This window comes from Haloferax sulfurifontis ATCC BAA-897, from assembly GCF_000337835.1.
Lineage (GTDB): Archaea > Halobacteriota > Halobacteria > Halobacteriales > Haloferacaceae > Haloferax > Haloferax denitrificans.
The window spans coordinates 226,390-252,366 of record NZ_AOLM01000028.1; the positions used below are offsets into that span (position 1 = coordinate 226,390).

General features: G+C 66.8%; 20 protein-coding genes and 2 pseudogenes. 14 read left to right on the top strand and 8 right to left on the bottom strand.

Going from position 1 to position 25,977, the window contains the following annotated elements; genetic code table 11:
* Window positions 1-8 precede the first annotated feature (8 nt).
* Window positions 9-1,259 carry a tyrosine-type recombinase/integrase gene (locus tag C441_RS18070; RefSeq protein ID WP_007276399.1) on the top strand — a complete coding sequence of 417 codons (1,251 nt, stop codon included), beginning with the start codon at window positions 9-11 and terminating at the stop codon, window positions 1,257-1,259.
* Between the two features lie 102 nt (window positions 1,260-1,361).
* Window positions 1,362-1,685 (top strand): hypothetical protein, encoded by a 324-nt coding sequence (locus C441_RS18075; protein ID WP_007276400.1) that lies wholly within the window; start codon window positions 1,362-1,364, stop codon window positions 1,683-1,685.
* Here the strand turns inward: C441_RS18075 and C441_RS18080 are convergent, their stop codons facing one another.
* Window positions 1,686-2,903: an inorganic phosphate transporter gene (locus tag C441_RS18080; RefSeq protein ID WP_007276401.1), complete on the bottom strand. Its 1,218-nt coding sequence runs from the start codon at window positions 2,901-2,903 to the stop codon at window positions 1,686-1,688. It abuts the gene before it with no gap.
* Between the two features lie 825 nt (window positions 2,904-3,728).
* Window positions 3,729-4,193 carry a DUF1269 domain-containing protein gene (locus tag C441_RS18085; protein ID WP_007276402.1) on the bottom strand — a complete coding sequence of 155 codons (465 nt, stop codon included), beginning with the start codon at window positions 4,191-4,193 and terminating at the stop codon, window positions 3,729-3,731.
* A 237-nt stretch (window positions 4,194-4,430) separates the two neighbouring features.
* On the opposite strand from C441_RS18085, the gene C441_RS18090 reads away from it, so the two are divergent.
* From C441_RS18090 to C441_RS18120, 9 genes and pseudogenes are all read left to right on the top strand, one after another.
* Complete coding sequence (locus tag C441_RS18090) at window positions 4,431-4,934, top strand: hypothetical protein (RefSeq protein WP_007276403.1); 504 nt, start codon at window positions 4,431-4,433, stop codon at window positions 4,932-4,934.
* Window positions 4,935-4,988: 54 nt separating this feature from the next.
* A complete protein-coding gene (locus C441_RS18095; RefSeq protein ID WP_007276404.1) occupies window positions 4,989-6,410 on the top strand; it encodes a TIGR00341 family protein in 1,422 nt (473 codons plus the stop codon).
* A complete protein-coding gene (locus C441_RS18100) occupies window positions 6,407-7,741 on the top strand; it encodes a metallophosphoesterase (RefSeq protein ID WP_007276405.1) in 1,335 nt (444 codons plus the stop codon). Before C441_RS18095 ends, C441_RS18100 begins: the two co-directional genes overlap by 4 nt.
* Before the next feature lie 58 nt (window positions 7,742-7,799).
* Complete coding sequence (locus C441_RS18105; protein ID WP_049920690.1) at window positions 7,800-8,663, top strand: ion transporter; 864 nt, start codon at window positions 7,800-7,802, stop codon at window positions 8,661-8,663.
* A gap of 73 nt (window positions 8,664-8,736) precedes the next feature.
* Window positions 8,737-10,404, top strand: a complete 1,668-nt coding sequence (locus C441_RS18110; protein WP_007276407.1) for an MFS transporter — start codon at window positions 8,737-8,739, stop codon at window positions 10,402-10,404.
* A gap of 517 nt (window positions 10,405-10,921) precedes the next feature.
* Window positions 10,922-13,063: pseudogene (locus tag C441_RS20390) on the top strand (outer membrane protein assembly factor BamB family protein); the annotation flags it as partial.
* A gap of 149 nt (window positions 13,064-13,212) precedes the next feature.
* Window positions 13,213-13,314 (top strand): annotated as a pseudogene (locus C441_RS20395) (PKD domain-containing protein); the annotation flags it as partial.
* Window positions 13,315-13,323: 9 nt separating this feature from the next.
* Window positions 13,324-15,012 (top strand): PKD domain-containing protein, encoded by a 1,689-nt coding sequence (locus C441_RS20400; protein ID WP_007276409.1) that lies wholly within the window; start codon window positions 13,324-13,326, stop codon window positions 15,010-15,012.
* A 68-nt stretch (window positions 15,013-15,080) separates the two neighbouring features.
* Window positions 15,081-15,524: a DUF5518 domain-containing protein gene (locus C441_RS18120; RefSeq protein WP_007276410.1), complete on the top strand. Its 444-nt coding sequence runs from the start codon at window positions 15,081-15,083 to the stop codon at window positions 15,522-15,524.
* Window positions 15,525-15,561: 37 nt separating this feature from the next.
* Here the strand turns inward: C441_RS18120 and C441_RS18125 are convergent, their stop codons facing one another.
* From C441_RS18125 to acs, 5 genes are all read right to left on the bottom strand, one after another.
* Window positions 15,562-15,777 (bottom strand): hypothetical protein, encoded by a 216-nt coding sequence (locus C441_RS18125; RefSeq protein ID WP_007276411.1) that lies wholly within the window; start codon window positions 15,775-15,777, stop codon window positions 15,562-15,564.
* A gap of 68 nt (window positions 15,778-15,845) precedes the next feature.
* Window positions 15,846-16,334 (bottom strand): universal stress protein, encoded by a 489-nt coding sequence (locus tag C441_RS18130; protein ID WP_007276412.1) that lies wholly within the window; start codon window positions 16,332-16,334, stop codon window positions 15,846-15,848.
* 3 nt (window positions 16,335-16,337) lie between these two features.
* Window positions 16,338-17,987, bottom strand: a complete 1,650-nt coding sequence (locus C441_RS18135; protein WP_007276413.1) for a VC_2705 family sodium/solute symporter — start codon at window positions 17,985-17,987, stop codon at window positions 16,338-16,340.
* Window positions 17,984-18,421: a DUF4212 domain-containing protein gene (locus tag C441_RS18140; protein ID WP_007276414.1), complete on the bottom strand. Its 438-nt coding sequence runs from the start codon at window positions 18,419-18,421 to the stop codon at window positions 17,984-17,986. The genes C441_RS18135 and C441_RS18140 overlap by 4 nt, the downstream gene beginning before the upstream one ends.
* A gap of 51 nt (window positions 18,422-18,472) precedes the next feature.
* Window positions 18,473-20,398: an acetate--CoA ligase gene (acs, locus tag C441_RS18145; protein WP_049920700.1), complete on the bottom strand. Its 1,926-nt coding sequence runs from the start codon at window positions 20,396-20,398 to the stop codon at window positions 18,473-18,475.
* Window positions 20,399-20,547: 149 nt separating this feature from the next.
* Between acs and C441_RS18150 the strand changes: the two genes are divergently transcribed.
* Complete coding sequence (locus C441_RS18150; protein WP_007276416.1) at window positions 20,548-21,711, top strand: pyridoxal phosphate-dependent aminotransferase; 1,164 nt, start codon at window positions 20,548-20,550, stop codon at window positions 21,709-21,711.
* A gap of 36 nt (window positions 21,712-21,747) precedes the next feature.
* Here the strand turns inward: C441_RS18150 and C441_RS18155 are convergent, their stop codons facing one another.
* Window positions 21,748-23,760 (bottom strand): sensor histidine kinase, encoded by a 2,013-nt coding sequence (locus C441_RS18155; protein ID WP_007276417.1) that lies wholly within the window; start codon window positions 23,758-23,760, stop codon window positions 21,748-21,750.
* A 148-nt stretch (window positions 23,761-23,908) separates the two neighbouring features.
* Between C441_RS18155 and C441_RS18160 the strand changes: the two genes are divergently transcribed.
* The gene (locus tag C441_RS18160) at window positions 23,909-24,499 is read left to right on the top strand and encodes a TetR/AcrR family transcriptional regulator (RefSeq protein WP_007276418.1); all 591 of its coding nucleotides are present in this window, start codon (window positions 23,909-23,911) and stop codon (window positions 24,497-24,499) included.
* A complete protein-coding gene (locus tag C441_RS18165; protein WP_007276419.1) occupies window positions 24,496-25,962 on the top strand; it encodes an MATE family efflux transporter in 1,467 nt (488 codons plus the stop codon). The genes C441_RS18160 and C441_RS18165 overlap by 4 nt, the downstream gene beginning before the upstream one ends.
* Window positions 25,963-25,977 lie beyond the last annotated feature (15 nt).

The window sequence follows — 25,977 nt, forward strand, 5'->3', positions numbered from 1 at the left end:
GAGCCGCGGTGAACTGGTCGCGGAAGTCGCTCGACGAGCTCGAAGCGTTCTACTGGGAGACGATAGCGCCCGCGATGGACCGCGACGGGATGGACCCGACGCGGGACGTGCCGACCTACGCGTGGCTGACCGAACGCGGCTGGTCGGGCATCGCCTACGCGCTCCGCGAGAAGCACGGCCTCACGCCGCGGCAGTTCTTCGTCGAGGTCGTCGGCCTCGGCGACGACGACGCCGACGGGGGCTACGACTGGGGCATCGACGACGACCGCACCGTCGAGGCGTTCGAGTCCTACCTCGACATGCTCGAATCGCGGCGCGGCCTCGCGGACTCGACACTGCCGACCCGCCGGACCCACCTCGCTCGGTTCGCCCGAATCTACCGCGACCGATACGGCTCGGCGGACCTGCTTTCCCGACTCGACGACCGCGACGCCGAGCCCGACGAGATAGACCGCTGTCTCGCTGTCCTCGACGAGTTCGACGCCGAACTCGCCACCGACGGGACGAAGCTCAAATACCTCCAGACGGTCCGGTCGTTCTACGAGTACCTCGTCGACTTCCGGCGCGCGCGGTACAACCCCGTCGAGAACGCGGCGAAGCAGTTCCGCTGGGAGCAGGGCCAACCCGACAACCGCACGATGACGGCCGACCAGGTCGGAGACGTGTACGCCGTCGCCGACGACCTCGAAGACCGGCTTCTCGTCCTCGGGCTCGCCGGGTGGGGGCTCCGCCCGAACGAGCTCGCGTCGCTCCGCGCCTCCCAGCTCGTCCTCACCGGCGACGACCCCCACATCGAGTTCGAGGAGCGCAAAAACGGGCCGGGGACCGTCGCGCTCCTCTACGGCGTCGACGCCGTCGCCGCGCGCATCGACGCGCTCGCCGCGGACGACGACTGGAACGGCGCGCTGTTTCCCTCCTCGCGGGCCGCCTCGGGACACATCGCCCGCGAGACGGTCAACCGCCGGTTCAAGCGCCTCGCCGACGAGGCCGGCGTGACCGTCGACGGCGAGGTCCCGACCGCGAAGCTCTGTCGGCGCTTCTGGTACACCGCATATCAGGAAGCGGTCGACGAGATGCTCGCCCAGTTGGAGGGCGTCGCCGCCGACCAAGGGTCGAAAAGCGCCGGCGTCGTCATGTCGAACTACCTCTCCGAGGAGCGCCGCCGGTCGTTCCGCCGGCAGGCGATGCGCGAGACGCTGGCTGGGGTGTTCGAGTCCGCCGACGAGCCCGCGACCGTCGAGACGCAGATGCCGCAGTGACTGTACCCGCCGGCGTCGCCCCGGTCCGTGCTCCGCGAGGCGAGCGCGTCTCCGACATCGGTCGTCGTGACTTTTACCCGTGTCGAGGAGTGACCGTCGGGCATGGATCTTCAGGTTACCGGCCTGAACGGTCTCGAAGAACGGGTCGAGAGCGCGTTGAACCGACTCGGCGAACTGCAAGCGGGCACGCGAGTGCAGTCGGACGCGTTCTTCTCACAGCCGTTCATGAGCGACCACACCGAGTTCGATTCGTTTGCCGCGTTCTGCGAACAGAGCCCGTGGTCCCTCGACGACGTCAGCGACGTGCAGGGCGTCTCTCGTGACCGACTCAACGGATACGTCGACGCGACGACCGACTTCGAGACGTGGGAGCAGATGAAGACCCGGGCCGCGGAAGAAGAGCTCATCGACCAGATCGTCCCCTGACTAGCCGACGGTGGGAATCGCGGTCAAGACGTGATACAGGCCGTAGCTGATGAGGCCCGCGCCGAGCATCGAGCCGACCCACGAACCGAGGGTAATGCCGACTTTCCGCGGCGAGACGCCGCTCTCGCCGGACGAACTCGCCGCGAGCCCACTGCCGACGATGCTCGCGATCATCACTTTGTTGAACGAGATGGGGATTCCCAGTACGATTGCGAGCTGAGCGATGAGAAAGGCGGGAATCAGGGCGGCTATCGACCGCCGTGGGCCGAGCGAGGCGTACTCGTTCGAGACGGCTTGCACGAGTCGCGGCCCTCGAATCCACGCGCCGAGGAGAATCCCGCCGCCGCCGAGCGCAAGCAGGTAGATAGACGGGAGTTGGAGGTCCGTCTCGAACACCGCTTCCAGTGGGCCGGTCGCCAGCCCGACCTGCGAGCCACCGCTCGTGAACACGACGATGAGTCCTAGCACGACCAGAAACTGATTGATGCCCGCGGTCTCGTCGCGTCGGAGCAACCCGCGCGTCCCGACGAGCGCAACGAGCCCGCAGAGCGCGCTCACGACCACCATGCCGAGGGTGTACGAGCCGCCGACGACCGTCGGAAGAAGCTGGGACGTCGTGGCGAGGTATCGAGCGACCGACCCCTGTGCGCCGCTCGCGGTCGGGATGACCGTGAGTTGGATGTTGGCCAGCGCATAGCCGACTGCGCCGCCGAGGACGGGGATGCCGACGGTTTCGGGGATGGCGTCGCTTCGAAGCCCGCGCGCGAGGCCGTACGCGAGGACGGCCTCAACGATGGGAATCGCGAACCAGAATCCGAGGATGACGACGTACTCGTCGACGGCGAAGCCGCCGCCGAGGGCGATACCGGACCCGATCATCGCTCCAGTGACGGTGAACGCCGACGGTATCGGATAGCCGTAGGTGTTCCCAATCGTGATGAGGGTCGCGGCGGTCAACAGGGCCGCCGCCGCCGCTATCGGCGTGATTGCCACGCCGGTCACGAGGTCTTTACCGATGGTCTCGGAGATACTTCCCCCCTGGAGAATCGCCCCGAGCCCGGCGACGATGCCGACGAGCAGGGCGGCTCGAAGAACCGACAGCGCGTTGGCTCCGACGGCGGGCGCGACGGGGGCCGAGTTACTGTTCGCTCCGACGGTGAACGACATGAACAGGGCCGCCAAGAGCGCAATCGAGAGCACGAGCAGGACTGACGCCATGCTCACCTCACCCGACGCGGTCTCCGGTGGTGTGGCGTCCGGAACGGTCGACGACGGCTACAGAGCCTCATTTGAATGAAAACCGGCCCACGAGACTGATGAACCCATCGAAATCACGTATATCGGCTGATAGTGAGCCAATCGTCTCCATAAGTAATGCGATGCATACGAGTGCCGAATCCCGCTGATGGTGACGCGGGGTTTAGCGAGTCGCGGGTGACGCGCGAGGGCCCGAAACTCGAAAGCGGTCCGTTTCATCGAGATAGGCGTCTCGACGTTCAGAGGATATCGGAGCCGATAAATCGTATAGCGCGATACGTAACTGAATCACGGCGGACCAAATTCGAGCGCACCACGACCCCGAAACACGTGAGTGGGAACCCCGCCGGTGTTCGACGGCACAGTCCATCGAGACGGACAATTTGCCCGTCAGAGCCGGGAGAATCCGACGGACCGGTCGGTCCATCGGGGACTCGTACGCCCAATAATGACGACGGGTCGACGTTTTTGTTACACAGCTACCCTTGTAAAGTATAGTGACGTTCGTTTCGGCGAACAAGAGACTGTGGAACGTTGAAACGCCGTCCAAGACTCTTCAGACGGGCCTCTCCTGTGACGAACCCGTGTTAAATCGGGCGGGCACAACAGATTCAATCAGCCGAGACTGTGGCGAACCGACCGATGCGCCCGGTTTCCCACAGCCCGACGCCTCCGCCTCGCCGCAGACGGGACCGCGTCGCGCCTCGCCTCCGAATTGGACTCGATGTGGCCACTGTCACGCCCGGACAGACGCGATGGCGTCGTTCGTTCCGAGCTAACCCTAACCTATCCCGCGATTTCCTCGGCGGCGAACGCCTCGCGGAGCCGGTCTTCGTCTTCGGGCGAGAGGTTCGTCTCGATAATCTCGAACTCGTCGCCCGACAGCTCCTCCTTGATTCGGTCCATCTGCGCGCCGCGGGACAGGAGGAACAGCGCCGAGTTCCCGGGTTCGACCGTGTTCGCGACCTCTTTGATGAACGCGTCGTCGATGCCGATGTCGGTGAACTTCCCGCTGAGCGCGCCCGTCACCGCCCCGACGGCCATCCCGAGCCACGGCATCCAGAAGATAACGCCGATGAGGAGTCCCCAGAACGACCCCCCGAGCGCGCCCACGCCGACGAGACTCTGTGCCTGCTTGACCTTCACCTGCCCGTTTTCTTTTCGGACGGCGATGGCGGCGTCCTCTATCGTTATCAGTTCGCGCCGCTGGAGGTGGTACAGCTTCTCCCGCATGTTCTCCGCACCGTCCATCGTATCGAACGCGAGTACGACTAGTGAACTCATCTCATCAACTCACACACACGTAAGCAGGAAACCATAATAAACTGCGTTTACCGCGTCGCTGACTGTCTCGGAGCCAGTAATTCGTCGCGTACGAAACGGTCAGCCAAGTCCCTCGAACGAGTGTCCACTGGCGAGGTCCGAACGCGGCCTCGTTCACCCGCGGCGACCTGCGCCTCTATATTCGTCGCCCGCCAATCGTTCGGTATGACTGACCGGAAGGCGTTCACGCCCGAGGAGTGGCGGACGCTCGCGCAGACGCCGGTCGAGGTGATGTACGGCGTCGTCGTCGCCTCGAACGGTGGCCTGCGACGAGAGCTCAAAACGATTCGTCGGACCCTCCGGCACACGGACGAGTTCGAACCGGAGTCGGAACTCGTCACGCACCTCGCCGGGTTCGTCCGGGTGAACGCCGACCGGGTGCGACGCGACGCGGAGACGCACGATTTCACTCGCGCGGTGGCAATCGCTCGCGCGCACGACTACTGTCGGGAGGCGTCGGGAATCGTCCGAGCGCGAGCGACCGCGGCGGAACGGGCCGAGTACGCGCAGTTCGTCCGTTGGTGCGCTGAACGGGTCGCAGACGCCGGCGTCGAGGGCGGGCTACTGGGGTTGGGCGGCCGGCGAATCAGCCCGGCCGAGCGGGAATTCATCGACGCGATCGGGGAGACGCTCGCAATCGCCGACGGGGAACGCGAGACAAGCGAGTAAGCTATCCTATCAGAGCACTCATGCTTTTTGCACTCTCGCGACGTTGTAGTTCGTATGCGACTCGTTCAGGTGTTGATACCGCAGGGGAGTCGAGAGAGCGTCCTTGAGTCGCTCGACCGACAGGGCATCGACTACGCCGTCTTCGAGGAGGTCGGACGCGGCGAGTTCGAGGCGATGGTGCAGTTTCCGGTCCCGCCCAGCGGCGTCGAGACGGTGATAGAAGAACTGACGACCGCCGGCGTCCGAGACGACAGTTACACCATCGTACTCCCCACGGAGACGGTCGTCTCACAGCGCCTCTCGGCCCTGAAAGAGCGCTTTCCCGGACTCCGAATCTCCCGCGAGGAACTCCACGCGAGGGCGGAGGACCTCGCGCCGGCGAACTCGACGTTCTTCAGCTTCCTGATTCTCAGCACGGTCATCGCGGCAACGGGCCTGCTCCTCGACTCCGCGGCGACGATTATCGGGGCGATGGTCGTCGCCCCCCTGATGGGGCCGGCGGTTTCGGCGTCCGTCGGGGCGATACTGGCCGACAGGCGGATGGCGTCTCGCGGCGTCGTCCTGCAGGTGACGGGCCTCGCGGCGGCCATCGCGACGGCCGCCCTCCTCGGAGTGATACTCCAGCAGACGATACTCATTCCGCCGGGCGTCGACATACAGGCGATACCGCAGGTCGCAGAGCGCACCAGTCCGAACGTCCTGTCGCTGTTCCTCGCGTTGGGGTCGGGTATCGCGGGGGCGATAAGCATCATGCGCGGGTCCGGGTCGACGCTCGTCGGCGTCGCCATCGCCGTCGCGCTCGTCCCGCCGGCGGCGACGTCGGGGCTGGGGCTCGCGTTCGGACTCCCCGCGGTCGCCGTCGCGGGCGCGGTGCTCGTCGTCGTCAACCTCCTCGCCATCAACCTCTCGGCGCTGATTCTGTTCTATCTGTCGGGTTTCACGCCGCTGGACGCCGACGAGCGGGAGGGCGTCAGAGCGTCCGTCGCCTCCCGAATCGCCGTCCTCGGCGTTGCTATCGCCGTCCTCTCGCTCGTCCTCGCCGGCGTGACGTACGCGTCGTTCCAGACCGCGTCGTTCGAGCAACAGACGCAGGCCGAACTCCAGCGACAGTTCGACGAGGCGGACATCGAGGGCGTCGAACTCGTCAGCGTCACGGTCGACTACAGGCCCGTCGACTACCTCCTCGGGAATCAACCGCGGGTCGACGTGCTCGTGGGGATTCCGCGCGACCTGCAAGCGCCCCCCGACCTCGCACAGCGATTCGACGACCAACTGACTGAAGGGTTAGACCGGGACGTGGTCGTGAGAGTCGGCTTCGTCGAGGCGCAGGTCTCCGACGACGCGGCGACGAGAGCTTCGACCGCCGGGCTCGCTCCCGCGGGTACTCCTCTCGACCGACCCTCAGTCCCCCTCAACCGCGTTTCAGTCGTCCTCGACCGACCACCATTCCTCCACGCTCCGGAGGGTCGGCCGTGACCGACGCGTACTACTTCATCAGCGACCTCCACATCGGCGGCGACGAGCAACTGGGGAAGGTCGATTTCCTCGACGAGCTACTGACGTTCCTTCGGACGCTCGAAGCGACCGACGAGGACGCCGAGCTAATCATCAACGGCGACGCGTTCGGGCTGTGGGAGTTCACCGGCGTCGACGGACTCGACAAGTTCGACGCGCTCGTCGACCTCTATCCGGAGCTGTTCGACCAGTTCGAAGCGACGGGCGCGCGAACCCCCATCACGCTCATCCCCGGGAACCACGACTACGAACTCGCGGCCTACCCGGAGTACGTCGACCGACTGGCCGAGTTCAACCTCACGCTCCGACAGGAGGTCTCGATAACCCGGCGCGTCGGCGACGCCGTCGTCTACGTCGAACACGGGATGCAACGGGACCCGAACAACCGGATTCCGGACTTCGGAAACCCCTACGCGAACCCGCCGGGCTACTTCGTCAACAGGCAGGTCACGAGTCGCGCCGGCCGGCTCTCCGAGCGGGGGAAGTTCAACTGGCTCAAAGACGTACAGGCGGTGACGCCGATGACGCAGATTCCGGCGTGGATGCTTTCGAACTACTTCTACCGGGAGATGAGCCCGTGGCTCAGATACGTCTCCGCCCCGTTTCTCCTCCTGTTCAACGTCGGGTTCCTCTACGTGCTCGCGTTCGCGCTCGACGCCGCCGGTCTCTGGTCGCTCCCGATGGACCTCATCGAACGGTTCCTCGGGCTGTTCGGCCCGGTCGGGACGCTGGTCGACCTGCTTTTGACCGCGAACCTCGCCGTCACGCTGTTGTTGCTACTGGTCGCGATACCGCTTTTCGTCCTCGCGCGAGACGTTCGAAAGACGCTTCGGCGGTTCGGCATCGACCGACCGGAGGAACGGGAGTCGTCGGCGGACACCTATCTGACGGCCGCCAGAGAGCTGTTCGCGTCCGACCCGACGGTTGCGGTGTTCGTCTACGGCCACACCCACCGGCCCGCAGTCACCGAAATCGAAGGCGGGGTCGTCGTCAACACGGGGACGTGGCTGAAGCGACTGCGACGCGTCGAGTCCGCGTTCGGCGTCCTCCCGCCCGTGTTCTACTCGTGGTATCAACTCAACTACGTGCGCGTGTCGGCGACGGACGACGGCGGGGTCGCCGTCGACTACGAACTCGTGGAGAAGCCCGCGCCGAACGAGGAGACGTGGTTCCAACGACTCGTCACGTCGACACCGAAGCGAGGGACCGCGATTCCGTCGCGGACGGTCGTCCGGCCGACGACCGAGGCGAGCGAGTCGGTTGCGGCGGAGACCGACGCGAGCGACCGCTGACGGTCCGGACCGCTCTGTCGAGGGGTAACGACATATGGCTCGGCGGCGATGGTTGGACATGACGCAAACGCCCAGAGACCAGGTGTGGACGGTGGTCGACCCGGATTCCGAGAACCGCTGGGGCGAACGATTCGAACGCCTCGTGTTCGTCCTCGCGTCGGCGAACGTCGCCGCCGTCGTCCTCTCGACGGTCGAGTCGCTGTACGAACGGTTCGGAGCCTACTTCGAGGGCCTGCTCGTCGCGTCCATCGCGCTGTTCACGTGCCTGTACGTCGTCCGGCTCTGGGCCGCCGGCTCGGCCGCTCCCGACGCCGGACGGAGTCGGTTCGCGTTCGTCCGCGACCCCATCTCGGTCGTCGACTGCTTCGTCATCGCGACGTTCTGGACCGGGCTCCTCTTCGAGATACGGCTGTTCGAGTCGGGGCTGTTCCGCGTCTTCTGGCTGGCGCGCGTGCTGAACCTCTCGTGGTTCAGACGCTCCCGGCGGCGGTTCAAGCGCGTCCTCGACGCACAGCGCTCCGACCTCGGGGTCGCGTTCACCGGGGCCGGGATGTTGGTCCTCGTCTCGTCGACGCTCATGTACTTCGTCGAGGGAAGCGTTCAACCGGACGCGTTCTCGTCGATTCCGGAGACGCTCTGGTGGGGGGTCGTGACGCTCACCACGGTCGGCTACGGCGACGTCGTGCCCGTCACGCCGCTCGGGCGCCTCCTCGGCGCGGCAACCATGCTCGGCGGCGTCGCCTTCTTCGCGCTCCCGTCGAGCATCTTGGCCGCGGGGTTCTTCGCGGAGCGGACGGGAGAGCAGGCGCGGACCGGCGACGGAGCGCAGACGGGGACACAGACGCAGACGGCCGGGAGACCGAACGTCCAGTGGTGTCCGCACTGCGGCGAGTCGCTCGGCTCGGAGTCGTCTCACGGCTGACCCGAGCCGACCGGGAGACGGGCCACACCCGCCGTCAGCAGGGTTTATCGAACGGGACGTGGTAACAACAGGGATGGACGCAGACGCGAACGCCCACGGTCTCGAAGCGGGCACGGTGGCGACCGACTCGGCGAGCGGGCTGGCGTACTGGGGGCCGGCCGTGGCGGTGAGCCTCGCGATGTTCATCGGGGTCATCGACTCGACGCTGATGAACGTCGCGATTCCGTCTATCGTCGCCGACCTCGACACGACCGTCACGGTCGTCCAGGGCGCGATTTCGTTCTACGCGATGGTCATGGCGGCGCTGATTCTCCCCGGCGGCAAGCTGTCGTCGATGTACGGGGTTCGACGGCTGATGACCGCGACGCTCCTCGTGTACGGGGTCGGGACGACGCTGGCGGCGCTGAGTTGGAACGTCGCCGTGCTCTACGTCGGCTGGTCGGTCGTAGAGGGGGCCGCCGCCGCCGTGTTGCTCCCGCTTACGTTCACCGTCCTCCTCGTCAGCTACGAGGGCGCAGACCGGGCGAAAGCCCTCGGTATCCTCGCCGGCGTGAACGCCGCGGGTGCCGCGTTCGGACCGCTGCTCGGCGGCGCGGTCACGACGTTCGCGAGCTGGCGATGGGGGTTCGGCATCGAGGTGCTAATCGTCCTCGTCGCGCTCGCGTTCGTCAGGTATCTCCCCGAGGAGCCCCTGAGCGAGACGCCGACGAAACTGGACGTCGGCGGCACGCTCCTCTCGGTGGTGGGGACGACCGCCCTCGTCGCCGGCGTCCTCTTGGCCGGGCGGTACGGCTGGCTGTTGGCCCGCCGACCATTCGTCGTCGGCGACGTGCAGTTGGACCTGCTCGGCGCGTCTCCGACCCTCTGGCTCGTCGGCTTCGGGGCCGTCGTCTTCGCGGGCTTCGTCCAGTACGAGCGCCGCGTCGAGCGCGAGGGCGGGTCGCCGCTCGTCCCGGTCCGGCTCCTGTCGAACGGGCAGTTCACCGCCGGCGTCGTCACGAACGCCGCGCGGTCGTTGGTCCTCGCGGGCTTCATCTTCGTCGTCCCGGTCTTCCTCCAGTCCGGGGCCGGCTACACCGCGTTCGAGACCGGCGTCGCGATGCTTCCGTTCTCCCTCGCGACGTTCGTCGCGTCCATCTTCACGACCGGCTGGCGGCGGTTCGTCGCGCCGAAACTGCTGATTCAGGGCGGCATCGTCCTCACGGGACTCGGCGTGCTCGCGCTCGCGTCGCAGACGGCGCTGGACGCGACGGTCGCACAGCTCGCCGCGCCGATGGCGCTCATCGGTCTCGGACTCGGCCTCGTGATGGCACAGCTCATCGACATGACGCTCTCGGCCGTCGAACGGCGGGACTCGGCGGCGGCGTCCGGCCTGTTGAACGCGACGATGATGCTCGGCTACTCGTTCGGGACCGCCATCGTGGGCGCGTACCTGCTCGGGCGCTTTTACGGCGGCGTCGTCGACGGCGTGTTGACCGCCATCGACGCGGGCGTGTCGGCGAGCGAGCGAGGGGCGCTCGTCCTCGCGCTGGAAAACGCCGCCGAGACGGCGACCGAAGAGACCCAACGGGCGTTTCTCGCCGGCCTCACACCGGCGCAACGAGAACTGCTGGCCGACGTGTTCGACGCCGCGATAGTGCAGGCACAGCGGGAGACGCTGTTTCTCCTCGCGCTTTTCGTGTTGCTCGTGCTCCTCGTTTCGACGCTCCTACCGGACGAAGGGACCAGCGGCGACCCGTGAGCCGTGAGCACAGCGTCGTTCGCTGTCGCCGCTCTCATCGCTGTCGTCGTCTCAACAAACAATGCGTTGAGTGAGCAGACTGACGTGAGTCCACCATCCAAAATATTTGTTTTGATAACATCCTCACCAGTAAGTATTGAATGGAAATAGCAATATTGAATTTAGAGGCGACTGAGAAGATTTATCTAAATACCCCGAATCAACCCTCAAAGCCACAAATTCTAGAATTTGTGAAATTTTTTCACATATAGTCGAGTGAGTATTTAACACAACAAAATTGGATTCGAAACTATAGTTTAAAATATTTGTATTCAGAAGTCAGATTTTATTCGGCATCGTTATACAATATCCCCGTTAGTCTGTATCGACCAATTATCGGACGTGAATCCGTATTTGGCAGTAATATGGAATTTAAGGGACTCAGGGGCCACAGCAGGACGGACGGAGAGGCGAACAGTCGATGACGGGAAGGCGCGGAATAACGCGACAGCGGGTGAGCACACTCGTGTTGGCGTTGATGACGGTGATTTCGCTCGTCGCGTGGGTGCCGGTCGGCGCGGCGGCGGTCACGAACGGCGCGGACATCGCGCATTCGAATCTCTCGGTGACGCCGACGACGCTCTACGAGGGAAGCGCCGTCACCGTGAACGTCACCGTCGAAAACACCGGGGCGTCACAGCAACCGTACAACACGACGCTCACCGTCGACGGCGCAGTCGTGGCGTATCAAACCGGGACGCTGAACGCGAGCGAAAGCCAACAGCTCACGTTCACGAAGACGCTCTGGGGGGCGGGGACCTACGACGTCGCCGCCGGCGGGCTCGCCGCACAGACCGTGACCGTCGAGGCGGCCAACGCGAAGTTCCACGGCGGACCGGGCAACCTCGGGTACTACCCGAATCAGGAGGGCCCGCTCACGGAGCCCACCGAGGCGTGGAACATCACCGACTCGAGTCCGCAGGTGATGCAACCGACCATCGTCGGCGACACGCTTTACACCGCGTTCCACAACGGCGGCAGTCTGTACGCGTTAGACCCCGAGACGGGCGCGGAGAAATGGAACGCGACGCCCGGCGGCCTCGACGGGTCGACGTGGACCACACCGGCCTACGCCAACGGCGTCCTCTACCTCGGAAGCAACGACTACAAGCTACACGCGATAAACGCGACCGACGGCACCGAAATCTGGAACTACCAGACGCAGACGAACGTCCGGTCGGCCCCCGCGGTCGTCGACGGCGTCGTCTACTTCGGAAGCAACGACGGGAACCTGACCGCGGTCGACGCCGACACCGGCGAAGAGCTCTGGTACTACACGATGTACCAGCCGGTGCTGGTGGAGTCGAACCCCGCGGTCGTCGACGGCGTCGTCTACGTCTCGGCCGACGACGATAACCTGACCGCGCTGAACGCCACCACCGGGGCGAAACTCTGGAACTACACGCTCCGCGACGAGAGCCAGTCGGACCCGACGGTCGCGAACGACACGGTGTTCGTCGGGAGCGACAGCACGATGGGCGAAACAAGCGGGAACGGAAGCGTGTACGCCATCAACGCGACCGACGGCACCAAGCGCTGGAACTACTCGATGACGGGCGACGTGGATTCGAGTCAGGTGTACGCCGACGGCGTCGTCTACGCCGGGAGCCGCGGGGGCGACCTCGTCGCGCTCGACGCCGCCGACGGAAGCAGACTCTGGAACGCGTCCGGAAACAGCTTCCGCGGCGCGCCGGTCGTCGCGGGCGACGTGCTCTACATCTCGGATTTCGGTGACGACACCGTCCACGCGTTCAACGCGACCGACGGGACGGAGCTGTGGTCGTACGACTCGCCGACGAGCACCCTCTACCCCACGCCGCTCGCGTGGAACGGCTACCTCTACTACGGGAGCGGCAGTCAGTTCCACGCGCTCGCGGAACCGGCACCCGCCGTCTCCGCGGTCAACGCGACGAGCCCCTCGGGGCAGAACCTCTCCGTGTCGTTCGACTCGTCGCAGGCCCTGACGAACGTCTCCGTCTCGGTCTCCGGCCCGAGTTCGACGACGTTCACCGAGGCCGACTTCGCGGAATCGGGGAGCGGGCCGTACACGTACGCGCTCGCGTCGCCGTACGAGACCGGGAGCGACGGTACCTACACCGTCACGGTCGAGACCGCCAAGAACGCCGACGGGCAGGACGGGGCCGCAAGCGAGTCCGACAGCGTCACTATCGACACGGTCGCGCCCGTCGTCGACGCGGGAGCGAACGCGACCGTCGACGAGGACGTCGCGCTCGACTTCAACGCGACGGCGACCGACGCCGTCGGCGTCACGAGCACCTCGTGGGACTTCGGCGACGGCTCCGCGAACGCGACCGGCAAAAACGCCACGCACACGTTCGCCGACCCCGGCACCTACACGGCGACGTTCACCGCCACCGACGCCGCGGGAAACGAGGAAACCGACTCGCTGGTCGTGACCGTCAACGACACGACCGCACCCACCGCAGACGCGGGCGCGAATCAAACCGCCGACGAGGACACCGCCGTCGACTTCGACGGCTCCGCCTCGACCGACAACGGCGTCATCGACAGCTACGAGTGGGACTTCGACGACGGCTCCGCGAACGCGACCGGAGCGACTCCGAGCCACACGTTCGCCGACCCCGGTACCTACAACGTCACGCTGAACGTGACCGACGGCGGCGGTAACGCCGACGCCGACACGCTCGTCGTGACGGTCGACGACGCGACCGCACCGGCCGCAGACGCGGCGCGGACCAGACCGTCGACGAGGACGCCACCGCCGAGTTCAACGCGACGGCGACCGACGCCTCGGGAGTCGCGACCTACGAGTGGGACTTCGGCGACAGCGCGAACGCGACCGGCGAGAACGCCACCCACGCGTTCGCCGACCCCGGCACCTACACCGTCACGCTGAACGTGACCGACACCGTCGGCAACAGCGCGTTCGACACGCTCACCGCGACGGTCAACGACACGACCGCGCCGACCGCCGACGCCGGGATCAACCAGACCGTCGACGAGGACACCGACGTCGACTTCGACGGCTCCGAGTCGACCGACAACGGTGCCATCGACAGCTACGAATGGGACTTCGGCGACAGCGCGAACGCGACCGGGGCGACGCCGAACCACACGTTCGCCGACCCCGGCACGTACGACGTGGTGCTGACGGTGACCGACGGCGGCGGCAACGCCGATTCCGACTCGCTGGTCGTGACCGTCAACGACACGACCGCACCCACCGCCGACGCCGGCGACAACGTGTCGGTCACGGAGGGGACCGCAGTCGAGTTCAACGCCAGCGGGTCGACCGACAACGGCGTCCTCGACAGCTACGAGTGGGACTTCGGTGACGGCGCGAACGCGACGAACGCCACCGAGACGCACAGCTACGACTCGACCGGCACCTACACCGTCACCCTGAACGTGACTGACGCCGCCGGCAACGTCGATTCGGACACGATGACCGTCACCGTGACCGAAGAATCGTCGTCATCGTCGTCCTCCTCGTCGTCGTCATCCTCGTCCTCGTCTTCGTCGGGGACGACCGAGGAGACGGGCGACGACGCGGAGGTCGTCGTCGAGACGGCGAGCGAAGGGACGACAAAGCGGTCGGACGTGGCGGTGACGAACATCGACACGAGCCGCCCCGTCGTCATCCCGCTCGAACCGCCGGCGGGCGACACCGAAACCGGCGGGGCCGAGACCGACGACTCCGGGACCGCCGGCGACTCGTCGTCGTCAACCGACGAGACCGTCTCGGTCGCACAGCTCTCGATGAACGTGAGAAACGGGGACGACTTCTCGCTGGACGTCACGACGTACGAGGCGTCCGAGGACGAAGCCACGAGCGAGCGCTTCCAGCGCGAGACGGGAGCGAGGCCGGCGGGCTACGTCGTTGTCGGCCACACCATACACGACGACGACATCGAGGACGTGACGTTCACGTTCAACGTGCGGAAGCGCTACTTCGAGGAGACGAACACCGGACCGGAGTCGGTCGCGCTCTACCGCGACGAACAGACGCAGTGGCGCAGACTCGACGCCAGTCTCGTCGATGAGTCCGAGATGCGCTACGTCTTCGAGGCGACCTCGCCCGGCCTGTCGCGGTTCAGTATCGGCTCGACCGTCCCCGTCTTCGAGACGACCGCCGCCGATATCACCGAGACGACCGTGTCGGTCGGAGAGGAAGTCGAACTCTCGGTCGACGTGGCGAACCGCGGCGGCGCGGGGGGGTCCCACGAACTCGACTTACTGGTCGACGGCGAGCGCGTCGCCGGCCAGACCGTGGGGCTCGGCGCGTTCGAGAACGGGACGGCCACGCTCAGCTACGCCTTCGACGAGGCCGGAACGTACGAACTCGCGGTCGGCGACCGGGTCGTCGGCAGTGTCACCGTCGAGGACCCAGGCGAGACCGAGACGGCGGCGTCGGTCGACGACTCGACCGCCGGGGCTGACGGCGGCGAGACCGATGGCGGTGCGGCCGACGGCGACGAGACCGGCGACGACGGCGGCAACGCCACCGGATGGACGCTGGCCGTCGTCGCCGTGCTACTCGCCGCCGGTCTGGGCATCGCCTACCGGCGGCGAGAGCGCGACGAGTAGCCCCGAAGCGTCCCGATTTTTCGGCGGCTCGTGAACAGAGCTATTAGCTGGGAGACACGAACAGACGTATGACCGGATTTCGCCCGCCGACCGGCCTCTCGTGGCGACGGCGGTACAGCCTCGTCGGCGGCCTCGTCGCGGCGGCGCTCGTCTCGTGGAGCTATCTGGACGGGCGGTCGGCGATGTCGCTGACCGCGGTGTTCTTCGCCGGCCTCGTCGTCGGCGCGGTGGCGAAGCGACGGCACGGAACGGCGACCGGCGTCGGCGTCCAGACGGGGCTCGTCGGCGGCCTCCCCATCCTGTGGGTGCTGTTCGACGTGCTCGCGTTCGCAAGCGGGCTGTCCGGCCCGACGTGGTTCGTCGTCGCGGGCTGGCTGATGGTGCTCGGCGGGGTCGCCGCGGTCGGCCTGCTCGGGTTCGGTCTGTCGGCGCTCCTCGGCGGCGCGGGCGCGAAGGTCGGCGCGGCGTTGACGGCGTCCGACCCGCCGTCACCGACGGCGACGAGCGAGTGAGGGCGCAGGCGGTGCCGACCTAAAGAAGAACCCGACGTCAGCGCTGTTCGCGCGCGGCTTCGACCGACGCGAAGAAGCCGAAGTACGCGACGACGCCCGCACCCATACAGAGGTAAAAGGCCCACTGCGGCCCGTCGAGAACGTCGAACAGGACCGAAACGACCGTCACCCACACGAGGGCGAAAAGCAGGTCGGTCAGCATACCCGAGCGGTGTTCGCGCACGTGGGTTCGAATCGTCTCCGCGAGGCTCATCGTCGGTCCACCCCGTCGGGAGCCGCGAGTGGCGCGTTCGTCCACGCGTGGGTCGTGTCGTACATGGGTTACGCTTCTGCTTCCGCGTCTGTTTCCGCGTCCTTTTCGTGGACGTCGACGACGAGCACCGGGAGCCGCGTCCGCCGCAGGACGCGTTCGGTCACGCTCCCGAGGACGACCCGGGAGAGACCGGAGCGACCGTGCGAGCCCATCACGACGAGGTCGATGTCGTTGTCGTCGACGAACTTCCTGATGGCGCGCGCCGGTTCGCCCGCGACGACGTGCTCGCGGACGGCCAGTCCATGTTCGGCCGCGGCGTCGGCGACGTAGCCCGTGGCCTTGTCGGCCGCCTGCTTCACTTCGGGCATGTCGTCGAGGCGGCCCTGCCGGATGCGGTCGACCTGCTCTGTCCCAAGCGAGTAGCTGGTGGCGTCGACGTCGACGACGTACAGCGCGTGGACCGTCGCGCCGTACTTCGAGGCGAGGTCGACCGCCTGTTCGACGGCGTACTCCGCCGCGTCGCTTCCGTCAGTCGGAACGAGGATGTGTTCGTACATTGGTTAGTCGTCCGCGGGGGACTGGCCCCCGTCGGCGCTCATGACGACGTCTTCTGCGGACTGTTGCTGGCCCATCGGTTCCGGGCTGTGACACTGCCTGACCATCTTCTTGATTCGCTCGGGCGGTTCGTCCGTCGCCATCGAGACGGCGATGGTGACGACGAACACGAGCGGCGTGCCGACGAGCGCCGCGCCGATGGCCGGCACGAACTCGGCGAAGGCGTCGCTGAAGTGGAAGATGAGGTCGTTGACCACCGCGGCGACCCAGAGCGTGAGGCCGACGCTCATGCCCGCGAGCGCGCCCTGACGGTTGGTGTTCTCCCACCAGAGACCGAGGAAGAACATCGGGAACAGCACGATGGCCGCGAGCGAGAACGCGAGCGCGACCAGTTCGCCGACGAGCGCCGGCGGGTCGAACGCGGTCACCGTCACGATGATACCGAGCGCGACAATGGTCGCCCGACCGACGAACACCTGCTGGCGCTGGGTCGCGTCGGGGTTGATGATGTTCGTGTAGATGTCGTGGGAGACGGCGGACGAGGCGGTGATGAACAGCCCCGCCGTCGTCGCGATGGCGGCGGCGATGCCGCCGGCGGCCACGAGGCCGACGAACCACGTCGGCAGGTTCGAAAGCTGTGCCGCGAGCACCACGATGAGGTCGCCCTCGCCGCCGCTCATGCCGCCGTTGGCCGCGAACGTCGGGCCGTACTGGGAGGCGTCGTAGAGGTCGACGCCGAACGCCGCCAGCGCCGGGGCGCTCCAGTACAGGAGCAGGATGAAAAACAGCCCCCAGACGGTCGACTGCCGCGCCGTCTTCTCGTTTTCGACCGTGTAGAACCGCACCAACACGTGCGGGAGGCCGCACGTCCCGAAGATGAGCGAGAACGCCGTGGCAATCCAGAGGTAGAACCCCGCGTTGGCGAACGGTTCGGAGAACTCCGCGGACAGTTCGCCGATGAGTCGGCCGTACTCGATCTGCGGGAGGACGGTCGAGTAGCCGCCGATGAACCCGACGACGTAGACGGCCGTCAGGAACGCGACGATGAGGATGACGTACTGGACGGCCATGTTCTTGGTCGCGCCCATCATGCCGGAGATGGTCAGGTAGCCGACCGTAATCGCCATCATGACGACGACCATCGTGACGTAGTCGGTCCCGAAGACGTACAGTCCGACGAGGCCCATCCCGCGGGCCTGTCCGACCGAGTAGACGAACCCGATGAGGATGGTCGTCAGCGCGCCGATCGCCCGCGCCGTGTCGGAGTTGAACCGGTCGCCGACGAAGTCGGGGGCCGTGTACTTCCCGAACCGACGCATCTGCGCGGCCAGGAAGATGAGGAGGACGAAGTAGCCGGCGGTCCAGCCGATGATGAACGCGAGCCCGTAGAAGCCCGCGAGAGCGACGAGCCCCGCCAGTCCGAGGTACGAAGCCGCCGACATCCAGTTCGCGCCGATAGCCATCCCGTTTTCGATGTTGCCAATCGACCGACCGGCGACCCACATCCCCTCGGTGTCGGCGACTTTGAACACGTAGCCGATGGCGAGAAGCAGGGCCAACATCCCGACGACCATGACGGCCGGCACGAGTTTGAACGAGATGTTGAGCGCCTCGGGAAGCAGGTCGCCCGACTGGAGGAACACGCTCGGCGTCATTCGACGCGTCCCCCGTCGGCGACGGCGGCCTCACCCTCTCCCGTCGAGCGCGGCGTCGACGCCGCGTGGTCGATGCCGTAGCGCTTGTCGAGCTGGTCGCGCTTGCGCGAGTAGACGAACGCGAGGACGAGCGAACTCGTCGGCGACAACACGGCGACGAGGAAGTAGTGCGCCGGGAAGCCGATGACCGGAAGCTCCGCGGTCATCGTCGCCGGTGCGAAGTAGGTGAGAACCGGCGGGCCGAACGTGAGAAGCGCCCACGCGACGAAACCGGTCCAGATTACTTTCAGGTGGTCTCGCATGAACGGGGTACTCGGTTTCAGCAGGTTCACCTCCCGCGAGAGGTAGTCTATCTCCTCGTGGTCGGAAGCTGTGCTCCGGTCGGCGTTCGGTGCGTGTGAGTCGATTTCTGACTCGGTGGTTTGGCTTGACATAGATTCGCTGGCTGATGATTACACTCGATACGCTCGGCCGGTGAGGGCCGTTCAGTCGCTCTGTGCGCGGACCTTCGCCGCGATTTCCTCGACGACCGCCGGGTTCCGGAGCGTCGAGGTGTCACCCAGTTCCGCCCCGTTCGCCACGTCTTCGAGCAGGCGGCGCATGATTTTGCCCGAGCGCGTCTTCGGCAGTTCGGGCGTGAACACGACCTGTTCGGGGCGAGCGATGGGACCGATGGCGTCCTCGACGCCCTCGATGATTCGCGCCCGGAGGTCTTCGCCCTCCTCGTACCCGTCTTCGGTGATGACGTAGGCGTAGACGGCCTCGCCTTTCACCTCGTGGTTCCCGCCGACGACAGCGGCCTCGGCGACGCCCTCGACGCCGACGATGGCCGATTCGATCTCCATCGTCCCGAGGCGGTGGCCCGAGACGTTGATGACGTCGTCGACGCGCCCGAGCACGGTGACGTAGCCGTCGTCGTCGACTTTCGCGCCGTCGCCGGTGAAGTAGTGCCACCCGTCCACGTCGAACTTCGCCGCGTCCTCACCCCACCGGTGGCCGCGTCGCAGTGCGAGCGGCATGCCGGGCCACGGGCGCGTGAGGACGAGATACCCGGCCTCGTTCGCGGGCACTTCCTCGCCGCGGCCGTCGACGACCCGAGCGCCGACGCCGGGGAGCGGCGGGCCGGCGGAACCGGGTTTCATCTTCTTGACGCCCGGCAGGGTCGTTATCATCATCCCGCCGGTCTCGGTCTGCCACCACGTGTCCACGACCGGGCAGGTCCCGTTGCCGACGTGTTCGTAGTACCACTTCCACGCCCGCGGGTCGATGGGCTCGCCGACCGTCCCGAGCAGGCGGAGACTCGACAGGTCCCGCGACTCGGGGAGCGACGTGTCCCACTTCATGAACGACCGAATCGCCGTCGGCGCGGTGTAGAACACGTCGACTGCGTTCTCCTCGATGAGGTCCCAGATGCGGTCGCGCTCCGGGTAGTTCGGCGTCCCCTCGTACATCACCGCCGTCGTCCCGAGCGCCAGCGGCCCGTAGACCACGTAGGAGTGGCCGCTAATCCAGCCGATGTTCGCCGTACAGAGATACGTGTCCTCCGGCTTGAGGTCCAACACCGCCTGCGACGTCCACGTGACGTGGGCGAGGTAGCCGCCGGTGACGTGTTCGACGCGCTTCGGTTCGCCCGTGGTCCCCGACGTGTGGATGAGAAACAGCACGTCGTCGGCCGCCCGCTCGACCGGGGCGACCTCCGCGCCGGCGTGAGCCTCCACCAGTTCGTCGTAGGTGTGCTGTCCCGCGCCGAGGTGTCCGGTCTCGCCGAGGTGCTCGACGACGACCATCTCTTCGAGGTCGTGAGCGGCCTTGAGGCGGGCGTCGTCGGCCTTGCTCTTCAGGAAGATGGCGCTCCCTCGCCGGTAGTAGCCGTCGCAGGTGACGAGGAACCGGGAGTCCGCGCTCTCCAGCCGCGTCGCCAGCGCGTCGGCCGACAGCCCCGCGAAGACGACGTTGTGGGGCGCGCCGATGCGGGCGCACGCGAGCATGGCGATGGGAAGCTCCGGAATCATCGGCATGTAGAGCGTGACCACGTCGTCCTCCTCGACGCCCTGCGCGCGGAGCGCGGCCGCGAACTCGTTGACCTCGCGGTAGAGGTCCTGATACGTGTACGTCCGCGTCTCGCCGAGGTGGCTCTCCCACTTGATGGCGACGCGGTTTTTCGCCCCGGCTTCGACGTGGCGGTCCACGCAGTTGTAACAGGCGTTCAGCGTCCCGCCGGCGAACCACTCGAACGGAGGTTCGTCGTCCGGGAGGACCGACTCGTACGGGTCGAACCAGTCGAGCGTCGCCGCCGCTCGGTCCCAGCAGTCGGGCCAGTTCACCTCGAACTCGTCGTAGACCGAGTCGTCGGTGACGGTGGCCTGGTCGACGAACTGCGGCGGAGGCGGAATCTCCTCGTCTCCGGCCATCCTCGTTTCGAAGTCCGGCCCGCGACGGTTCGACATACAGGTGGTACGTCGGCCTCATCGCATTAAAACGTTCGTCGGGAGAGGCGACCCGGGGCGTCGCGTCGAGCGCGTCCGCCAAGCTTCTTGTGTCAGCCAGTCCCAGCCCACGTATGCCGACACCGTCCCCCTTTTCCCGACGCATCGGGAGCGAGCGCGTCGCGGGAACCCGCGAGTCCGTCATCCGGGAGATGACCCGCGAGGCGCACGAACACGACGCCATCAACCTCTCGCAGGGGATTCCCGACGAGGACGAGACCCCGGCGAGCGTGAAGCGCGCGGCGAAAGACGCCATCGACACGTCGAGCCAGTACACCATCACGTGGGGCCTGCCGGAACTCCGCGAGGCGGTCTCGGAGCGCTACGCTGAGTGGAAGGGCGTCCGCTACGACCCCGAAACTGAGGTCACCGTCACCACCGGGACGAGCGAGGCCGTCGTCTCGACGCTCCTCGCGCTCTGCGACCCCGGCGACGGCGTCATCTACTTCGAGCCGACCTACGAGAGCTACATCCCGGCCGTCCAGTTCGCCGGGGGCGAGCCGATGCCGCTCGACATCACAGACGGCCTCGAACTCGACGCCGACGCGCTGTGGGACGCCGCCGAAGAGGCGTCCATGCTGATTCTCAACCACCCGCACAACCCGACGGGCACCGTCTTTTCGCCCGCCGAACTCGAACTCGTCGCGGCGGTCGCCGCCGAGGAGGACCTCGTCGTCGTCACCGACGAGATATACGAGCATATCGTCTACGCGGACGACTACGTCAGCCCGGTCGAAATCGACGGCCTCGCCGGGCGGACCGTCGTCTGCACGGGGCTGTCGAAGACGTACTCCGTGACGGGCTGGCGCGTCGGGTTCGCGCTCGCGCCCGAACCGCTTTCGGCCGAGTTGCGGAAGGTCCACGACTACACGAGCATCTGCGCGCCGACGCCGTTCCAGCGGGCGGGCGTCGAGGCGCTGTCGCTCCCGGCGGACTACTACGACGACCTCTCGGACTCCTACGAGCGCCGCGGGGAACTGCTGTACGACGGCCTCCGCGAAGTCGGCCTCGACCCCGTGAAACCGGACGGTGCGTACTACATGCTGACGCGCTATCCGGGCGACGCCGACGACACCGAGTTCGCCCACAGGCTCGTCCGCGAGGCCGGCGTCGCCGTCGTCCCCGGGAGCAGTTTCTACACCGAGGGCTCCGCCGACTGGGTCCGCTTTACGTTCTCCCGCAACGAGGCGACCGTCGAGGAGGCGCTCCGACGACTCGACGAGAACCGGTTTTGGTAGCTGGCGGCGGTCCAGTCGCGGCGTGGTCGACCGTCGTCAGGCATCGTCCGACGACGCCGCGTCCGCCTCCTGTGCCGAATCCTCGGCGCGCCCGACGCCGCGAACCACGAACCGCGCGCCGGCGTCCGGGGCGTCCTCGTAGCCGACTGACCAGCCGTGGGCCTCGGCGATGGACTCGACGATGGCGAGGCCGAAGCCGGTGCCGTCGTCGGCCGTGGTGAAGCCGGACTCGAAGAGCTTCGGGCGGTCGGCCGGCGGCACGCCGGGGCCGTCGTCCGCGACGAAAAAGCCGTCGCGGGTCGCGCCGACCGTGACCGTCACGCCGTCACCGACGTGTTCGACCGAGTTGCGAAACAGGTTCTCGAACAGTTGGAGGAGCCGGGTCCGGTCCGCGGCGAACGACGCGCTCCCCGCGGTATCGAGCGTGGCGGTGCCGGTTTCGACGTTCGTCCACGCCTCCGCCGCGACGGCGTCGAGCGAGACCGTCTCGCGCTCGTCGACCGTCCCGCCGCGGGCGAGCGCGAGCACGTCGGCGATGATTTCGCCCATGCGCTCGTGGGCCGCCTCGATTCGCTCGACGTGGTCCGGGTCCGGTCGGTCGGCCTCCTTCACCAGTTCGAGGTAGCCCTCCGCCACGTTCAGCGGGTTACGCAGGTCGTGAGAGACGACGTTGGCGAACGTTTCGAGCTGTTGTTCGTGCTTCCGTCGGTCGGTCACGTCCTGGGCGTTGACGACGACGCCGCCGACGACGGGGTCGTCGAGGAGGTTCCGACACCGCACGCTGAAGACGCGCCACCCGCGGGTCGAACTGCGGAACCGGAGTTCGGCGGTGGCGTCCTCGTCGGGGCGCTTCATCGACTCCCGGAACGTCTCGACTGCGGCGTCCTCGTCGTCCGGGTGGAGGAACCGCGCCAGCGACCCCACCTCGCTCGGGTCCTCGTCGGCCCCGAGCGTCTGGGCGGCCGAGTCGCTCAGGTAGGTGACCGAGCCGTCGGCGTCGAGGACGAAGATGAGGTCGGAGGCGTTCTCCGTGAGCGCGCGAAACCACCGCTCGCGGACGCGGCGCTCGGTGATGTCGTGGAGGATGTGCAGGTGTCCGCGCACCGCGTCTCGGCCGTCGGTCACGGCCGACCGGTCGACCTCGAAGTGCCGCGCCTCGCCGTTGTCGTCGACGACCCGCAGTTCCCCGCCGGCTTCGAGCGCCGACGCGGTCTCGGCGCCGAACACGTCGGCGACGGGGGAGCCAAGCGACGAGGGAGAGCCGTCGAAAAGCGCCCTCGCCGCCGGGTTGCTGTCGGCCAGTCTGCCCTTTCTGTCGACGACGACGACGGGGTCGGCCATCCGTTCGATGACGAGGTCGCGCGCGATGGGGCTGATGTCGAGGATGCGGTACCGCGAGAGGCCGACCGCGAAGAGCGACGACGTGACGGCGAACGAGACGGCGATGGGGTTGGCGGGCATAAACGGGCTCAGGAGATAGGCCGAGCCGACGACGGCGGGAGTGAGGATTGCGACGAACAGGACGAGCGCCTGTTTCCTGTATATCTGTCGGCTCCGGAGACAGTGGATGCCGAGGACGACGAGCGCGGCTCCGATTGCGACGTAGCTGTAGGCCACGTCGACCCAGAACAGCGGCCCGGGAACGACCTCGGTCGCGGTGATTCCGCCGACGGTCGCAAACGACAGCGACTCCCACAGGAGCGCGTGGACTCCGAGGGCGTTCGTCGCCACTCCCGTGATAACCAGCACGGGCCACACGGCGAGAAGCGCGGCGGTCCACCGCGAGACCCACCGCTCGTAGCCCGCGGTTTCGAGGGCGAAAAGCAGGGTGAAAAACACCGACCACTCCGCGGGAACCGACTCCAAAACGAACCACAGGAACCGGGCGTCCGGCGAGTCGGCGAGGAGGAAGAGCATCTCGAAAAGCGACCAACAGCCGGCACTCACGGTGAGGGCGATGAACCAGCGTCCGCTCGGCTCGTCTCGGTACCGCCACCCGTAGCTCGCGACGCCGGCGGATAGCACGGTCGCGAGGACGAGCGCGCCCACGTACGGTGACGGCAAGAGAGACACGTGTACTCGGGTACCCGATTCGGGTACTTAGAAACACCGGCAGTCGGGCGGGGTGAGACGCCCCCACAGAGCCGTTCGCGGTCCAAAGCCTCTTAACTGACCAGTCAGTAAGTCGGGGCAGAAGATGGACGGAGAGACCAGAGCCGAGATACTCGATGCGACCAATCGGGCGCTCTGCGAACACGGGTACGCCGGCCTGACGGTACAGCGAATCGCGGACGAGTCGTCGATGACGAGCGCCGCGATTCACTACCACTTCGACACGAAAGAGGAGCTCCTGAACGCGTTTCTCGACGACCTCATCGAGCGGTTCGAGTCGAAGCTACCGTGCGGCGCGGCCGACCCGCGAACGCGTCTCGACGGGGTTCTCGACGCGGTTTTCAGTCCGAAGGACCCCGACTCGGACGGCTTTCCCGTGGCTATCATGGAGCTGAAGGCGCAAGCGCCCTACCACGAACTGTTCCGCGAGCGCTTCCTCGACTTCGACGGCGTGATGCGCGGCGTCGTCGCCGACATCGTCCGAGACGGCGTGGCGGCCGGGCACTTCGACGAGGCCGACCCCGAAGAGATTGCGCGGCTAATCACGACCATGAGCAACGGCGCGCACGCCCGCGCCGTCGCACTCGACGAACACCCCGCGGAGACCCGCCGGGTCGTCGAGGACGCGCTGGAGCTCCACCTCGGCTGGACGCCGGGTGAGGGGGCGGACGAATGAGCCTGTTCAAGGGACAAGAGGAACTCAACCTCACCGAGGGCGGCATCGTCAGGCCGCTTCTCTACCTGTCGCTTCCCATCGTCGTCACGAACCTCCTCCAGACGGCGTACAACCTCGCGGACACGTTCTGGCTCGGCCAGTATTCGACGGAGGCGCTCGCGGCCATCTCGTTCGCCTTCCCGATGGTGTTCCTGCTCATCTCGCTCGGGATGGGACTGTCCGTCGCCGGGAGCGTCCTCGTCGCCCAGCACACCGGGGCCGAGGAGACGGACAAAGCCGAGTACGCGGCCTCGCAGACCGTCACGTTCGCGTTCCTCGGGTCGGCGATACTCGGCGGGCTCGGCTACCCCGCCGTCCGGCCGTTCCTCGACTTCCTCGGGGCCTCGCCGGACGTGTTGCCGGGCGCGACGGCCTACATGCAGGTCATCGCGCTCGGCCTCCCGTTCATGTTCGGCTTCTTCGTGTTCATCTCGCTGATGCGCGGGGCGGGCGACACCATCACGCCGATGCTCGTGATGTTCGGGACCGTCGTCCTCAACGTCGTCCTCGACCCGTTTTTCATCAACGGGTGGGCGCTCGGACCGGTGCAGTTCCCCCAGCTCGGGATTCAGGGCGCGGCCATCGCCACTGTCATCTCGCGGGTCCTCGCGATGGTCGTCGGCATCGCCATCATGGTGTCGGGGAGCAGAGGCATCCAGATTCACCTCGCGGACATGCGGCCGGACTTCGAGTACCTGCGGAAGATTCTCCGCATCGGCATCCCCGCCAGCATCGAGGGGACGGGTCGCGCGCTCTCTATCAACGCGCTTCTCATCGTCGTCGGGCTGTTTTCGACCTCCGTCGTCGCGGCGTTCGGCATCGGGACCCGCGTGTTCTCGGTCATCTTCCTCCCCGCTATCGCCGTCGCCCGCGGCGTCGAGACGATGTCCGGCCAGAACATCGGCGCGGGGAAGTACGACCGCGCGGAGCAGGCGAACTACGTCGCCGCTAAGGGCCTGTTCTTCGTCCTCGGCCTGCTCGGCGTCGCCATCTTCCTCGTTCCCGAACCCATCGTCTCGGTGTTCACGACCGACGCCGAGGTGCTCGAAGTGGGCGCGGAGTTCCTGCGGTACGTCTCGCTGTCGTTCGGCTTCATCGGCATCATGCGGGCCTTTTCCGGCGGCTTCCGGGGCGCGGGCAAGACCCTCATCGCCGCGGTGATATCGGTCGTCACCCTCGCCGGCATCCGGCTTCCGGTCGCCTTCGTCGCGTCGCAGGGACTCCTCCCGACGGACTTCTGGTTCCTCGGGACCACCGACGTTCGGGGCATCTGGATCGCCTTTTTCGTCTCGAACATCGTGGGCGCGACCATCGCGTGGCTCTGGTTCCGCCAAGGAACCTGGCGCGAGGGCGACGTCCGCGGGTCGCCGGCCGGCGGCGAGTTGGAGAACGACGACGTGGAGCTATCGAGCGGGATGGACTGACCCGGAAAAAGAGCG

What these genes read in the sequence shown, in the direction of transcription:
- C441_RS18120 (WP_007276410.1), top strand. Translation starts at nt 15,081, where the DNA reads ATGACCGGATTTCGCCCGCCGACCGGCCTCTCGTGGCGACGGCGGTAC.
- C441_RS18085 (WP_007276402.1), bottom strand. Translation starts at nt 4,193, where the DNA reads ATGGACGGTGCGGAGAACATGCGGGAGAAGCTGTACCACCTCCAGCGG.
- C441_RS18125 (WP_007276411.1), bottom strand. Translation starts at nt 15,777, where the DNA reads ATGAGCCTCGCGGAGACGATTCGAACCCACGTGCGCGAACACCGCTCG.
- C441_RS18090 (WP_007276403.1), top strand. Translation starts at nt 4,431, where the DNA reads ATGACTGACCGGAAGGCGTTCACGCCCGAGGAGTGGCGGACGCTCGCG.
- C441_RS18080 (WP_007276401.1), bottom strand. Translation starts at nt 2,903, where the DNA reads ATGGCGTCAGTCCTGCTCGTGCTCTCGATTGCGCTCTTGGCGGCCCTG.
- C441_RS18165 (WP_007276419.1), top strand. Translation starts at nt 24,496, where the DNA reads ATGAGCCTGTTCAAGGGACAAGAGGAACTCAACCTCACCGAGGGCGGC.
- C441_RS18150 (WP_007276416.1), top strand. Translation starts at nt 20,548, where the DNA reads ATGCCGACACCGTCCCCCTTTTCCCGACGCATCGGGAGCGAGCGCGTC.
- C441_RS18105 (WP_049920690.1), top strand. Translation starts at nt 7,800, where the DNA reads ATGACGCAAACGCCCAGAGACCAGGTGTGGACGGTGGTCGACCCGGAT.
- C441_RS18135 (WP_007276413.1), bottom strand. Translation starts at nt 17,987, where the DNA reads ATGACGCCGAGCGTGTTCCTCCAGTCGGGCGACCTGCTTCCCGAGGCG.
- C441_RS18075 (WP_007276400.1), top strand. Translation starts at nt 1,362, where the DNA reads ATGGATCTTCAGGTTACCGGCCTGAACGGTCTCGAAGAACGGGTCGAG.
- C441_RS18140 (WP_007276414.1), bottom strand. Translation starts at nt 18,421, where the DNA reads ATGTCAAGCCAAACCACCGAGTCAGAAATCGACTCACACGCACCGAAC.
- C441_RS18110 (WP_007276407.1), top strand. Translation starts at nt 8,737, where the DNA reads ATGGACGCAGACGCGAACGCCCACGGTCTCGAAGCGGGCACGGTGGCG.
- acs (WP_049920700.1), bottom strand. Translation starts at nt 20,398, where the DNA reads ATGGCCGGAGACGAGGAGATTCCGCCTCCGCCGCAGTTCGTCGACCAG.
- C441_RS18130 (WP_007276412.1), bottom strand. Translation starts at nt 16,334, where the DNA reads ATGTACGAACACATCCTCGTTCCGACTGACGGAAGCGACGCGGCGGAG.
- C441_RS18160 (WP_007276418.1), top strand. Translation starts at nt 23,909, where the DNA reads ATGGACGGAGAGACCAGAGCCGAGATACTCGATGCGACCAATCGGGCG.
- C441_RS18095 (WP_007276404.1), top strand. Translation starts at nt 4,989, where the DNA reads ATGCGACTCGTTCAGGTGTTGATACCGCAGGGGAGTCGAGAGAGCGTC.